The sequence below is a fragment of the Streptomyces sp. Tue6028 genome (assembly GCF_002300165.1).
Classification (GTDB): Bacteria; Actinomycetota; Actinomycetes; order Streptomycetales; family Streptomycetaceae; genus Streptomyces; species Streptomyces siamensis.
On sequence record NZ_MLCE01000019.1, the window covers coordinates 133,446 to 146,942 of the forward strand.

Annotated in this window: 10 protein-coding genes; 7 read left to right on the forward strand and 3 right to left on the reverse strand. The window is 73.3% G+C overall.

Annotation, left to right across the window (positions count from 1 at the left end):
- Window positions 1-285: 285 nt before the first annotated feature.
- The gene (locus BKI49_RS16610) at window positions 286-3,495 is read right to left on the reverse strand and encodes an FAD-binding and (Fe-S)-binding domain-containing protein (RefSeq protein ID WP_373557555.1); all 3,210 of its coding nucleotides are present in this window, start codon (window positions 3,493-3,495) and stop codon (window positions 286-288) included.
- Window positions 3,496-3,702: 207 nt separating this feature from the next.
- On the opposite strand from BKI49_RS16610, the gene BKI49_RS16615 reads away from it, so the two are divergent.
- The 7 genes from BKI49_RS16615 (at window position 3,703) to serC (ending at window position 10,572) form a co-directional block, all read left to right on the forward strand.
- Complete coding sequence (locus tag BKI49_RS16615; RefSeq protein WP_095935274.1) at window positions 3,703-5,397, forward strand: ATP-binding protein; 1,695 nt, start codon at window positions 3,703-3,705, stop codon at window positions 5,395-5,397.
- Entirely contained in the window at window positions 5,394-5,801 is a 408-nt protein-coding gene (locus BKI49_RS16620; protein ID WP_095935067.1) for a roadblock/LC7 domain-containing protein, read from the forward strand. The genes BKI49_RS16615 and BKI49_RS16620 overlap by 4 nt, the downstream gene beginning before the upstream one ends.
- Window positions 5,798-6,154: a DUF742 domain-containing protein gene (locus tag BKI49_RS16625; RefSeq protein ID WP_028802893.1), complete on the forward strand. Its 357-nt coding sequence runs from the start codon at window positions 5,798-5,800 to the stop codon at window positions 6,152-6,154. The genes BKI49_RS16620 and BKI49_RS16625 overlap by 4 nt, the downstream gene beginning before the upstream one ends.
- Window positions 6,135-6,788, forward strand: a complete 654-nt coding sequence (locus tag BKI49_RS16630; RefSeq protein ID WP_095935068.1) for a GTP-binding protein — start codon at window positions 6,135-6,137, stop codon at window positions 6,786-6,788. The genes BKI49_RS16625 and BKI49_RS16630 overlap by 20 nt, the downstream gene beginning before the upstream one ends.
- Window positions 6,785-7,993 carry a cytochrome P450 gene (locus tag BKI49_RS16635; RefSeq protein ID WP_095935069.1) on the forward strand — a complete coding sequence of 403 codons (1,209 nt, stop codon included), beginning with the start codon at window positions 6,785-6,787 and terminating at the stop codon, window positions 7,991-7,993. The genes BKI49_RS16630 and BKI49_RS16635 overlap by 4 nt, the downstream gene beginning before the upstream one ends.
- A gap of 101 nt (window positions 7,994-8,094) precedes the next feature.
- A complete protein-coding gene (locus BKI49_RS16640) occupies window positions 8,095-9,315 on the forward strand; it encodes a cytochrome P450 family protein (RefSeq protein ID WP_095935070.1) in 1,221 nt (406 codons plus the stop codon).
- 138 nt (window positions 9,316-9,453) lie between these two features.
- Complete coding sequence (gene serC / locus BKI49_RS16645) at window positions 9,454-10,572, forward strand: phosphoserine transaminase (protein WP_095935071.1); 1,119 nt, start codon at window positions 9,454-9,456, stop codon at window positions 10,570-10,572.
- 179 nt (window positions 10,573-10,751) lie between these two features.
- Here the strand turns inward: serC and BKI49_RS16650 are convergent, their stop codons facing one another.
- Together BKI49_RS16650 and BKI49_RS16655 are read right to left on the reverse strand one after the other, a co-directional pair.
- The gene (locus tag BKI49_RS16650; protein WP_095935072.1) at window positions 10,752-12,257 is read right to left on the reverse strand and encodes a cellulase family glycosylhydrolase; all 1,506 of its coding nucleotides are present in this window, start codon (window positions 12,255-12,257) and stop codon (window positions 10,752-10,754) included.
- A gap of 135 nt (window positions 12,258-12,392) precedes the next feature.
- A complete protein-coding gene (locus tag BKI49_RS16655; protein WP_095935073.1) occupies window positions 12,393-13,373 on the reverse strand; it encodes a hypothetical protein in 981 nt (326 codons plus the stop codon).
- Between the last annotated feature and the right edge of the window lie 124 nt (window positions 13,374-13,497).

Sequence of the window (13,497 nt, forward strand, 5' to 3'; positions counted from 1 at the left end):
TCATGCTGCACTCGCCAGTCCAGAGTAATGGACTTTGTCAGGCGTGTGAACCCATGACGGAACTGTCCCACGGTGCGGACGGCGGCGCCCACCGGGCCCCCAGCGACGGCCGCGGACCGCGCCCGCCCGCACCGCGGCCGCCGTCCGGTCCGGGGCGGCCCGGGGCGGGTTCGAAGGGGCCGGGATCGGGCGCGGGGCGGGTGCCGAGCGACTCGGGTCGGGAACCCGGGTGTCTCGGGTCGCGACCCGACCGACCCGCCCCGGATCCCTGGTCTCCCCGTCGGGTTACGGGCGGCCCGCGTCGGGGCCGGAGCGACCCGCGTCGGGACCCGGGCCGCCCAGGTCTGAGGGAAGGGCTGCGGCCGCGGGATCTCGGCCGGGGTCGGGCAGTGCGTCCGCCAGTGCCTCGGCGAGGTGCCGTGCCCCGCTGTCCGCCAGTTGTCGCAGCTGGGTACGGCAGGAGAAGCCGTCCGCGAGGAGCAGCGTGTCGTCCGTGGCCGCGCGCACCGCCGGGAGGAGCTGTTCCTCCGCGCAGGCCCTGGACACCTCGTAGTGGCCCTTCTCGAAACCGAAGTTGCCGGCCAGACCGCAGCAGCCGCCCGCGAGGGCGCCGGTCAGCCCGGCCGCCTCGCGCAGCCGGCGGTCGGCGGCGTCGCCGAGCACCGCGTGCTGGTGGCAGTGGGTCTGGCCGGCGACCGGGCGGTCCAGCCGGGGCGGGGTCCAGTCCGGGGCGTGGCGCTCCAGGACCTCGGCGAACGTCACCACCGACGCCGCGAGCCGCGCCGCCCGGGGGTCGTCGTGCAGCAGCTCCGGGAGGTCGGTGCGCAGGGCGGCGGCGCAGCTGGGCTCCAGGACGACGACCGGGATGCCCTCCGCCTCCAGGTACGGCTCCATCAGGTCGAGCGAGCGACGCATCACGGCACGGGCCTGGTCGAGCTGTCCGGTGGAGACGTACGTCAGCCCGCAGCAGACGCGGCTGCGGCGGCGTGCGAGGAGCAGGGAGAGGCCGACCGGCCCGCGCGTCACCCCGTCGCCGACCGGCCCCCGCCGGGTCCGGAGCCCGTCTCCGTTCCCGCCGGACTCCCCGGCCCCCGGCCTGATCCGGTCGCTCCCGCCGGACGCCCCGATCCCCGACCCCCCGTGCCGACCGCTCGCGTCCGGCCACCGCGGCCGGCGCTTCCCGGCCGGACCGGGAGTCATCCGCTTCGTCGGTGGCAGCAGGACGGTCAGCCCGGCCGCCTCCAGGACGCGGACGGCCGCCCGCCCCACGGACGGCGACAGATGCTCGGTGAAGGTGTCCGGCCAGAGCACCACGACGGTGCCGCCGAACCCCGGGAAGGCCGGTCGCGCCCCCGGCCGCCGCCGCGCGCGCACGAACGCCTTCACCCGGTCCCGGAACCGGCGTGTCCACCAGCGGCTGAACGTCTCCGCCGCCAGCCGCGGGATCTCCCGCTCGGGCGCGATCCCGGCCAGCCGCTTGGCGACGGCGGCCAACGGGCGCACGGAGGCGAGGTGGTTGACCAGCCGAGCGGAACGCGTACGGGACACCGCGGCGAGCCACACGGGCAGCCGGCCCATCGCGTAGTGCGCGGCGGGCCGGCGGCGCCCGGCGTAGTGGTGGTGGAGGAACTCCGCCTTGTACGTGGCCATGTCGACGCCGACCGGGCAGTCCGACCGGCAGCCCTTGCAGGACAGGCACAGATCCAGCGCGTCGCGGACCTCCGTGGAACGCCATCCGTCGGTCACGACCTCGCCCGCGAGCATCTCGTGCAACAGCCGGGCGCGCCCGCGCGTCGAGTGCTCCTCCTCGCCGGTCGCCCGGAAGGAGGGGCACATGACGCCGGTCGCCGACGCCCCGGTCGTACGGCATTTGGCGACGCCCACACAGCGGCGCACCGCCGCCGAGAAGTCCCCGCCGTCGGCCGGATACCCGAACTCCACGTCCACGGGCCGGCCCGGCAGCGCCGCGAAGCGCAGGTTCTCGTCGAGGCGGTGCGGCCGTACGAGCATGCCGGGGTTGAGCAGATCGTCCGGATCCCAGAGGTCCTTCGCCCGCTCGAAGAGGCCGACCATGGCGGCGCCGTACATCCGGGGCAGCAGCTCCGCCCGCGCCTGTCCGTCGCCGTGCTCGCCGGAGAGGGAACCGCCGTGCGAGACGACCACCTCGGCCAGTTCCTGCGAGAAGCTCCGGAAGCGGGCCACCCCCGCCGTGCTGACGAGGTCGAAGTCGATGCGTACGTGGATGCAGCCGTCGCCGAAGTGCCCGTACGGCGTGCCGCGCAGGCCGTACGCCGTCAGCAGGGCGCGGAAGTCACGCAGGTACGCCCCGAGCCGGGCGGGCGGCACCGCGCAGTCCTCCCAGCCGGGCCAGGCCTCGCTGCCGTCCGGCATCCGGGTCGCGGTGCCGCTGGCGTCCTCGCGGATGCGCCACAGGGCGCGCTGCCCGGCCGGGTCGGTGACCACGACGGCGTCCGTCACGTCGGCGGCCCGCACGATCGCGTCCGCCCGCGCGCGGGCCTCGCCGCCGGACGCCCCGCCCGTCTCCACGAACAGCCAGGCCCCGCCGCGCGGCAGCCCGGCCCCGGCCGGCACCAGATCGGCGGCCATCCCCTCCACGGTCAGCGGCCCGTGCGGCAGCAGCCCGGCCGCCGCCTGTGCGGCCGCGCTCTCGTCCGGGTAGGCGAGCACGGCCAGCGCCCGCGCGGGCGGGTCCTCCACAAGCCGTACGACCGCTTCCGTCACCACCCCCCAGGTGCCCTCGGAGCCGCAGAAGGCGCGGGCGACGTCCGCGCCGCGCTCCGGCAGGAGGGCGTCGAGCGCGTAACCGGAGATGCGGCGCGGCAGGTCCGGGAAGCCGGTGCGCAGGCGCGCGAGTTCACCGTCCACCAGGTCCCGGAGCCCGTCCGGCGCGCCCGCCCAGTCCCGGCCGAGCGTCAGGCGCGCGCCCCGCGCGGTGACCACCGACAGGTCCCGCACGCTGTCCGCGGTCGTGCCCCAGGCCACCGAGTGCGATCCGCACGAGTTGTTGCCGATCATTCCGCCGAGCGTGCAGCGGCCGTGCGTCGACGGGTCGGGGCCGAAGCGCAGGCCGTGCGGGGCGGCGGCCTCCTGGAGGCGGTCGAGGACGACGCCGGGCTGGACCACGGCGGTCCGGGAGTCCGGGTCGAGCGAGACGATCGCGTTCATGTGCCGGGTGAAGTCGAGGACCACGCCGGTGCCCGTGGCCTGTCCGGCGATCGACGTGCCACCGCCGCGGGCCACGACGGGCACGCCGTGCGCGCGGCAGACGGCGAGCGCCGCCGCCACGTCGTCGGCGTCGCGCGGGGACACGACGCCGAGCGGGACGCGGCGGTAGTTGGAGGCGTCCATGGTGGTCAGCGCCCGCGCGGTGGTGCCGAAGTCGACCTCGCCGCGGACCGCCCGGCGCAGCCCCTCCCGCAGTGCCCGGGCGTCGGTCGCCGGTACCGGTGTCCCCTGCTTCCCGAGATCCGTCATGCCTCCCAGGATGCCGCCGTGCGTCGGTGCCACCGGTGCTCCGCGCATCCCGTTTTGCGCCCGGATCCTGAAACCGCTTCCAGAACCTTCCCAATGCGATCACGAACTCTCATATAGTGACCGCAAGTTGAGCACCGGGTGTCGTTTCTCGCCCAGGACACGACCGAGGACACGTTCTCGCCCCAGAAGACGACCGAGGACCGATTGATGACCCCGCCTCTCCCCCACGGCGAACGACCCACCTTCCGCGCCGTCGCGCCCGCTCCGCTGATCACCGCCGTCCCGGCCGCGCTCGCGGTGGCCTGCGCGGTCGCCCTCGCGCCCGACTCGGCGCGCGCACCGCTCGCCTGGGGCACGGGCGCCGCCGCGGTCCTGCTCTGCGCGGCCGTCGCGGTGGCCGCGCACGCCGTGCAGAGCGCGAAACTGGCGCGCCGCCGCCTCGGCGCCGTCACCGAGGACGCCGGACGGCTCCTCCAGGAAAGGGCCCGGCTCACCGAGGAGTTCAACCAGGAACGGACTCGCCTCGCCGACGACGCCGCACGCGAGCGGACCCGTCTCGCCGAGGCTGCGGCCCGCGAACGTATCCGGCTGACCGAGGAGTTCGCGTCGGAACGCGAGCAACTCGCCGAGCAGTTCGCCGCGGAGCGGCGGCAACTGGCCGACGAGCAGACACGGCTCACCGGCGAACGGACCCGTCTCACCGAGGAGAACGCACGGCTGGCGCAGCGCGCCCGACAGGCCTCGGGCGACCGGGCCGCCGCGATCTCGGCGACCGCCAACGCGGCGGGCCGCATGCAGGCGCTGGCCACCGGCATGCTCGCCGACCTGCGCGGCATGGAGGAGAGGCACTCCGACGAGGACGTCCTCGCCGACCTCCTCCACCTCGACCACCGCACCGCGCAGGCGGGCCGGCTCGCCGACTCGGTCGCCGTCCTGACCGGCGCGCGCTCCGGCCGCCGCTGGGCCCGCCCGATCGTCATGGAGTCGATCCTGCGCGGCGCGATGGGCCGCATCAGCGGCTACCAGCGGGTGCGCGTGCACTCCGCGAGCGAGGCCGCCGTCGCCGGGCACGCCGCCGAGGGCGTGATGCACGCGCTCGCCGAACTCCTCGACAACGCGGCGAACTTCTCGCCGCCGACCGCGGAGGTCCACGTGTACGTCGAGGAGGTCCCGGCCGGCGTCATCGTCTCCGTCGAGGACAGCGGCCTGGTCATGGGCGACGTCCAGCTGCGCCGCGCCGAACGCGCCGTGTCCGGCGACGTCGCCGAGCTCGGTGGCCTCACCGGCACCCGGCTCGGCCTCGCCGTGGTCGGCCGGCTCGCCCGCAAGCACGGCCTGACGGTGTCCTTCCGGCCCTCCGCACGCGGCGGCACCGGCGTCCTGGTGCTCATCCCCCAGGACCTGCTGACCCAGCCGTCCGCACCGCTGTCCGCCGAACCCACGCCGGCGTCGCACCCCGCGGTCACCGCGCGCACCGAGGTGTCGTACGCCGCCGCCCGCGCCGTCGAGGACCTCGACCCGGACCCGGTCCCCACCCACGACTCGCCCCGGCACGAAGCGGCGGCCCCGTCGACCGGCGGCCTGCCCAAGCGCCGCCGCGGCCGGACCCTCGCGCACGCCGAGCGCAGTCGCTCGCACGCCACGCCCCCGGCCGCAGAGCCGAAGCCCCGTACCCCCGACGAGGCCAAGGCGCGGGCCGTCGCCCGCTTCGGCAGCTTCCGCGACGCGGTGCGCGGCGCGGCGGCCGGCGCCGCGGAAGCCGCACGGCAGGGGGACCCCGCGGCCGACGCACCGCCCGACGGGCCCGAGAACGCCGCACGCGACGAGGCGGTCGCGCCGACGGCGTCCCCCAGCACCCACTCGACCCCGCACTCGCACCCGGAAGGCGACACCACCCCATGACCGGCACCACCACCGCCGACGAGAAGCTCTCCTGGCTCATCGAGGGCCTCCTTGAGCGCACCCCGGGCGCGCGGCACGCGCTCGTGCTCTCCCGCGACGGCCTGAAGCTGTGCCGCACCCCCGAGCTCTCGGCCGACCAGGCCGACCAGCTCGCCGCGATCGCCGCCGGCATCCAGTCGCTGTCCCACGGGGCGTCCGTCGAGTTCGGCGACGGCAGCGGCGGCGTGCGCTCGGCGATGGCCGAGTTCTACGGCGGGGTCCTGTTCATCGTGGAGGCGGGCGACGGCGCGCACCTCGCCGTGGTCACCGCCGAGGACGCCGACGCGGGTCTGGTCGGGCACAACATGAGCGAACTCGTGGAGCAACTCGGCGAACACCTGAGCGCGCAGCCCCGTACGTCATGAGCCGACCGGGCAGGGACGACGCGCCCGACCGGCTGTACACCCTCACGGGTGGGCGCAGCCGGTCCGGGCCCGATACCCCCTTCGACCTCGTGACCCTGGTGGTCGCCGAGTGCGACCCGGTGGCGGGCATGCAGTCCGAGCACGCCGCGATCCTGCGGCTGTGCGAGCGGCCGACGGCGGTCGTCGAGATCGCCGCCGAGCTGCGGCTGCCGGTGTCCATCACCCGCATCCTGCTCGCCGACCTGCTCGCCGCGGGCCGGGTCAGCGCCCGCCATCCGCACGCGGCGGTCCCCTCAGGTCTCCCCGATCCCGACATCCTGGAGCAGGTGCTCGTTGGACTCCGTAACCTCTGACGCCCTCGCGCCCGCGAGCGCCCGTACACCCCTTCAGGCGTCGGCCGACAACGGCCTGAAGATCGTGATCGTCGGCGGCTTCGGCGTCGGCAAGACGACCCTGGTCCGCTCCGTCAGCGAGATCCGTCCCCTCAACACCGAGGAGACGATGACGCAGGCCGGTGCCGCCGTGGACGACATCAGCGAGGTGCGCGGCAAGTCCGCCACCACCGTCGCCTTCGACTTCGGCCGCATCACCCTGGACGCCCACAATGTGCTGTACCTGTTCGGCGCGCCCGGGCAGGAGCGCTTCTGGTTCCTCTGGGACCGGCTGTTCTCCGGCACGCTCGGCGCGGTCGTCCTCGTCGACACCCGGCGCATCGACGACTCCTGGTACGCCATCGACCGGCTGGAGCACCACGGCACCCCGTTCATCGTGGCCTGCAACGACTTCGGCGGACCCACGCACACCCCCGCGCAGATCCGCGAGGCGCTCGACCTCGACCCGCACGTGCCGCTGATCGACTGCGACGCCCGCTCCCGGGAGTCCGCCAAGCGGGTGCTGATCACCCTGGTCGAGCACCTCGCCTCCCTGTACGCCCCTCACGGCGCCGCCGCGCAAGGCGCCCCGAACTCACCGGAGCCGGCACTGTGACCCCCGCCCCCGTGCCGCTGAGCGGCCCCCGGTTCCAGACCGAACCGGCCGAGCTGTACCGGGAGATGCGGCGCGACCACGGCGCGGTCGTACCCGTGGTGCTCGACGGCGACATCCCGGCGTGGCTGGTGCTGGGCTACCGCGAGCTGCACCAGGTCACCGGCGACCCGCAGCTGTTCAGCCGGGACTCCGAGCTGTGGAACCAGTGGGACCGCATCCCCGACGACTGGCCGCTGCTCCCGATGATCGGCCGCAGGCAGCCCTCCATCCTGTACACCGTCGGCGAACGCCATCGCGAGCGCGCCGCGATGATCAGCAACGCGCTCGAAGCCGTCGACGCCTTCGAACTGCGCAGCCACGCGGAGAAGTTCGCCGACGAGCTCATCGACGCGGTGTGCACGAAGGGCGAGACCGACATCGTCGAGGACTACGCGGCCCTGCTGCCCGTACGCGTCCTCGCGCGCCTCTACGGCTTCTCCGACGAGCAGGGCCCCGGCCTCGTCACCGCCCTCAACGACATGGTCAACGGACGTGAGGGCGCACTCGCCGGACAGCAGCACCTGGCCACGTCGATGGCGCAGTTGCTGGCCGACCGCAAGGACGAGCCCGCGGACGACGTCGTCTCCCGCATGCTCGCCGACCCGTCCGGCTTCACGGACGAGGAGATCGTCCAGGACCTCATGGTCATGATGGCCGCGGGCCACCAGCCGACCGCCGACTGGATCGGCAACTCGCTGCGCCTGATGCTCACGGACGAACGTTTCGCCGCCTCTCTGTTCGGCGGCCGGCACAGCGTCGGTGAGGCCATGAACGAGGTCCTGTGGGAGGACACCCCGACCCAGAACGTGGCGGGCCGCTGGGCCTCCCGCGACACCCAGCTCGGCGGGCGCCGGGTCCGCGCCGGCGACCTGCTGCTGCTCGGCCTCCAGGGCGCCAACGCCGACCCCCAGGTCCGCACCGACGGCTCCGCCCTCACCGGCGGCAACAGCGCCCACTTCTCCTTCGGCCACGGTGAGCACCGCTGCCCGTTCCCGGCTCAGGAGGTCGCCGAGGTCATCGCGCGGACCGGCATCGAGGTCGTGCTGGACCGGCTGCCGGACATCGACCTGGCCGTACCCGCCGAGTCACTGACCAGGCGCCCCTCCCCGTGGCTGCGGGGCCTGACCGGACTGCCGGTGACGTTCACCCCCGTACCCGCGCGCTGACACCTCGCGCGCACCCGGCCGACCTGCTCCTTCCGGCCGGGGTCCGGGGGCTGTCCCCGGGCACACACCGCATCCCACCCCGCCCCTGGAGGCACCCCCGCATGACCACCGGCACCGAAGAGACCCGCATAGCCCTGGACCCCTTCGTCACCGACCTGGAGGCCGAGAGCGCCGCGCTGCGCGCCGCGGGCCCGCTCGCCGCCGTCGAACTGCCCGGCGGCGTACCGGTGTGGGCGGTCACGCACCACGCCGAGGCCAAGAAGCTGCTGACCGATCCCCGGCTGGTGAAGGACATCAACGTCTGGGGTGCCTGGCAGCGCGGCGAGATCGCCCCGGACTGGCCGCTGATCGGGCTCGCCAACCCGGGCCGTTCGATGCTCACCGTGGACGGCGCCGACCACCGGCGGATGCGCACGCTGGTCGCACAGGCCCTCACCCCGCGCCGCGTGGAGCAGATGCGGGAGCGGATCACCAAGCTGACCGAGGGGCTGCTCGACGGTCTGGAGGGCGAGGTCGTCGACCTCAAGGCCGACTTCGCCTACCCGCTGCCGATGTACGTCGTGGCCGACCTCATGGGCATCGCGGAGGACCGGCTGCCGCGTCTGAAGGAGCTCTTCGAGAAGTTCTTCTCGACGCAGACCCCGCCCGCGGAGGTCATCGCCACGCTCACCGAGCTGGCCGGGATCATGGCGGAGACGGTCGCCGCGAAGCGCGCCGAGCCGGGCGACGACCTCACCTCGGCGCTGATCCTCGCCTCCGAGGACGGCGACCACCTCACCGACGAGGAGATCGTCTCCACGCTCCAGCTGATGGTCGCGGCCGGCCACGAGACGACGATCTCGCTGATCGTCAACGCGGTGGTCAACCTCTCCACCCACCCGGAGCAGCGCGCCCTCGTCCTATCGGGTGAGGCCGACTGGTCGGCGGTCGTCGAGGAGACGCTCCGCTGGTCCACCCCGACCTCCCACGTCCTGATCCGCTTCGCGACGGAGGACGTCCCGGTCGGCGACAAGGTCATCCCGGCCGGGGACGCGCTGATCGTCTCCTACGGCGCCCTCGGCCGCGACGAGCAGGCCCACGGTCCGACGGCGGGCGACTTCGACATCACCCGCACGGTCCAGAACCGGCACATCTCCTTCGGCCACGGCCCGCACGTGTGCCCCGGAGCGGCCCTGTCCCGTCTGGAGGCGGGCGTCGCCCTGCCCGCCCTGTACGCCCGTTTCCCGTCCCTCGACCTGGCCGTCCCCGCCGCCGACCTGCGCAACAAGCCGGTGGTCACCCAGAACGACCTGTTCGAGCTGCCGGTGCGGCTGAACCCGTAGGCCCCGTGGTCCCGGCCCCGCACGACCGCGCGGGGCCGGGCCGTCTCGTAGGTCCTCACAAGTCCGCGGGCCGACGGGGTCGTCTCATCGAACGGACACGTTTCCGTCCGGTTTCTCCGAGGGGATACGCTCCGGCTCGTGGCTGATATCCAGATCCCCGCTGACATCAAGCCCGCCGACGGACGATTCGGCGCGGGCCCCTCCAAGGTGCGTACGGAGGCGCTGGACGCGCTGGCCGCGACCGGCAGCTCCCTGCTCGGCACGTCCCACCGCCAGGCCCCGGTCAAGAACCTGGTCGGCAAGGTGCGCGAAGGCGTGCGCGAGCTGTTCTCCCTGCCCGACGGGTACGAGGTCGTCCTCGGCAACGGCGGCTCCACCGCGTTCTGGGACGTCGCGACCCACGGCCTGATCGAGAACAAGTCGCAGCACCTCAACTTCGGCGAGTTCAGCTCGAAGTTCGCCAAGGCGGCCAAGCTCGCGCCCTGGCTGGCCGAGCCGACCGTCATCGCGAGCGACCCGGGCACCCACCCGGAGCCGCAGGCCGAGGCGGGCGTCGACGTGTACGCCTTCACCCACAACGAGACCTCCACCGGTGTCGCCGCCCCCGTCCGCCGGGTGCAGGGCGCCGACGAGGGCTCCCTCGTCCTGGTGGACGCCACCTCCGGCGCCGGCGGCCTCCCGGTCGACATCGCCGAGACCGACGTCTACTACTTCGCCCCGCAGAAGTCCTTCGCCTCCGACGGCGGCCTGTGGATCGGCGTCTTCTCCCCGGCCGCGATCGAGCGCGCCGAGCGGATCCACGCCTCCGGCCGTCACGTCCCGGAGTTCTTCTCGCTGCCCACGGCGATCGACAACTCCCGCAAGAACCAGACGTACAACACCCCGGCCCTCGCCACCCTCTTCCTGCTCAACGATCAGCTGGAGTGGATCAACGGCCAGGGCGGACTCGCCTGGTCCACGGCCCGCACCAAGGAATCGTCGACCCGCCTGTACGGCTGGGCCGAGGAGTCCAAGTACGCGACGCCGTTCGTCACCGACGCGGCCAAGCGGTCCCAGGTCATCGGCACGATCGACTTCGCCGACGAGATCGACGCCGCCGCCGTCGCCAAGGTCCTGCGCGCCAACGGCATCGTCGACACCGAGCCCTACCGCAAGCTCGGCCGCAACCAGCTGCGCATCGCGATGTTCCCGGCGATCGACCCGGCGGACGTCGAGGCGCTGACGAAGTGCGTCGACTACGTCATCGAGAAGCTCTGACCGCTTCCCGCCCGTGAGCGGACAGGGAGCCCGGCGCGGTGGACCGCGCCGGGCTCCTTTTCGTCCGCGGTCAGGACATTGCGCCGGTCATGACGGCGCGGAGGTCACGCTGTCGTGTCCCGGGTCCCGTGTCCCGTGTCCGTGGACCGGTGCCGCCGTGCCTTCAGGTCGCCGTGCCCTCAGGTCGCCGTGCACGTGACCGCGGGCGTGCCACCGCCTCCCGGCGCCCCGCCGAAGCCGAAGCCCGCCGAACCGCCCACCGGGACGGCCCCGTTGTGGGCCGCGTTGACGGCACTCACGGTGGCCCCGCTCTGTGTGTAGGTGGCGTTCCACATGCTGGTGACCCGCTGGCCGCCGCTCCATGTCCAGGTCACCTTCCAGGACGTGAGGGCGGTGGCGCCGGTGTTGGTCACCTTGACGTCGGCGTTGAAGCCGCTGCCCCAGTCGCTGCTGACCGTGTAGGCGGCGGCGCAGGCGGCCGTACCGCCACCGCCGTCCCCGCCGCCCCCGCCGCCGTCCCCGGTCGACGGGAATCCCGGCGCCTTGACGCTCGCGAGGTAGCCGTCCTTCACGGTGTCCACGGTCGTCCAGTCGTCCTTGAGGATGCCGCCCGTGTCACCGGAGTTGGGGTTCCACGACCAGAAGGTCCAGGAGATGCTGTCGGCGCCGTAGGTGGCGGTCGGCCGCAGGTAGGAGACGAGCGCCGCCAGCCACTTCTGGTCCACCGACGACTGGAGCGTCGTGCCGAACTCGCCGACCCACACCGGCGCGATGTTCTGCTTGAAGAGATAGCCCCAGTACTTGTCCCACACTCCCGGCATGTTGGCCGGGAAGGACGGGTCGCTGAACCAGCTCTGCTGGGCCACGCTGGTGGCGTAGTCGTGGGCGGAGTAGACGACCCGGTTCGCCACGTCCAGCTGGACCGGGTACTGCCCGGCCCCCATCAGGTTGCCGCCCCACCAGCCCGAGACGCCGTTGTACGTCTGCACGCCCTCCACGAAGACCAGCAGCCGCGAGTTGACGGACAGGACCGCGTTCCCGGCCCGTTGTGCGGCCAACCGCCAGTCGACGGCCGTGTCGCCGCAGCCCCAGCAGGCCGGATCGTGCGGCTCGTTGTGCAGGTCGATCCCGATGACGGTGTCCTGGCCCGCGTAACGCGCCGCCAGCGCCTTGAGATCGGCGATCCACGTCGACTCGGGGACGGCCGGGGTGTACCAGAGGGCGGACTGCCCTCCCGAGTCGGGGCGGTGCCGGTCGAGGATCACCTTGAGGCCGTCCCGACCGGCGTACGTCACGATCCTGTCCATGACCTGGAGGGAGTCGAGCCCCTGGAGGTCGGCGTTCTTGCCGCCGGAGAAGTCGATGCTGTCGGGCACGGTGCCCTTGAACAGGTCGTCGCTGTAGGGGAGCCGGATGGTGTTGTAGCCCAGCGACTTCATCTGGTCGATCATGCTCTTGTAGTCGCGCGACCAGAGGCCGTGGACGACGTGGTTGCCGGTCTCGAAGCCGAACCAGTTGATTCCGGCGATCCGGACGGGCCGGTCGGCGGAGTCGAGGATCTGCCGGCCGCTGGTGTGCCAGTACCCGGCGCCGGGGTCCGCCGCGCGGGCGGTCTGCGCACCCGCCAGCGGTAACAGCAGTGCGGCCGTCACGGCGCACAGCGCTCTTCGCAGGCTGCGGAACATAGGGATGGTTCCTCTCGGGGGAGGCGCGGCCCCGGAACAGGATGGGAGCGCTCCCATGCACCGCGCACCCTCCATGGAACGGATAGACCATGGACACGTCAATAGATGCGACGGGGCGGCGACCCGCCGGGCCACTCAGCCGCGGCGCAGCAGCCGCCTGAACCCGAAGAGCACCGCGCAGGCCGCCGCGACCGCGAGGGCGCCGACCTTGAAGCCGCCGCTCAGCCCGCCGCCGTCACCCCCGTCGGCGGACGAACCCCCGCCGTTCGAAGGGGACTTGGCACCGGACCCGTCGGAACCCGGCGCATCCTCCGGCTGCACGGCGCTGTCCGCGCCCTCGCTGCCGTACATGAGCTTCGAACCGTCCGGGCTGTACGTGACCGACTCGCCCTGCCCCTGGAGGGGGACGTTCAGCCGACCCTCACGCTTGATCTTCCCGCCGTTCCACTGGTACGCGATCCCGCCGAAGTAGCCGCGTACGGCGAGCTGTCGGCCGTCGGGCGAGAAGGCGGCGTCGGTGGCCCACAGGTCGACGGGGGCGACGGGCCGGAAGACGTTCGTACCGGACGCGGAGAGCCGGGAGGGGCCCTCGTAGAGGTGACCGCCGTCCTCGTCCTTGTCGACGATGTAGACCCGCCCGGTCTTCGGGTGCACCATCAGCGCCTCCGCGTTGCGGGGCCCGTCCGCGTACTTCACGACGTACTGCGTGGCGCGGACCGTCTGGTCCTTCAGCACCTTCGGCTCGGGCAGCCGGTAGATCCACACGTGGTCCCACTTGCCGCCGAGGTTGTCGCCGATGTCGCCGACGTAGAGGTCGCCGTCGGGCCCGATGGAGATCGCCTCGACGTCCCGGGGAGCGCCGACCCCCGTCATGGTGACGGTGGCGACGGTGCGTCCCGTCCTGCTGTCGACCGCGTACAGGTACGCCCCGTCGTCGCTGTCGTTGTGGGTCCAGTAGACGCCCGGGTGCAGGTGCGAGGCGGCGAGGCCACTGGACTCGGTGATCCGGGGGTCCTTGATCGTGAACCCGTCGTCGCCACCGCTGTCGGCGACGGCCGGCGCCGACAGCACGACGACGAGAGCGGCTCCGGCGAGGAACGGAAGCGATCGGCGCATGGCCCCAAGCCTGCCATCCCGGCGGGCGGTTCAGAGCCGTCGGCGCCACCGCCGGACGTCCGGGACGGCGTGTCCAGCCTCACACCCGCACAGCCCGTGGCGACCCGGCCGATCATCCATGATG

Bases quoted from the DNA above. Each gene is read 5' to 3' on its own strand.
- BKI49_RS16610 (WP_373557555.1), bottom strand. From the start codon at position 3,495: ATGACGGATCTCGGGAAGCAGGGGACACCGGTACCGGCGACCGACGCC.
- BKI49_RS16640 (WP_095935070.1), top strand. From the start codon at position 8,095: ATGACCACCGGCACCGAAGAGACCCGCATAGCCCTGGACCCCTTCGTC.
- BKI49_RS16620 (WP_095935067.1), top strand. From the start codon at position 5,394: ATGACCGGCACCACCACCGCCGACGAGAAGCTCTCCTGGCTCATCGAG.
- BKI49_RS16650 (WP_095935072.1), bottom strand. From the start codon at position 12,257: ATGTTCCGCAGCCTGCGAAGAGCGCTGTGCGCCGTGACGGCCGCACTG.
- BKI49_RS16625 (WP_028802893.1), top strand. From the start codon at position 5,798: ATGAGCCGACCGGGCAGGGACGACGCGCCCGACCGGCTGTACACCCTC.
- BKI49_RS16655 (WP_095935073.1), bottom strand. From the start codon at position 13,373: ATGCGCCGATCGCTTCCGTTCCTCGCCGGAGCCGCTCTCGTCGTCGTG.
- BKI49_RS16615 (WP_095935274.1), top strand. From the start codon at position 3,703: ATGACCCCGCCTCTCCCCCACGGCGAACGACCCACCTTCCGCGCCGTC.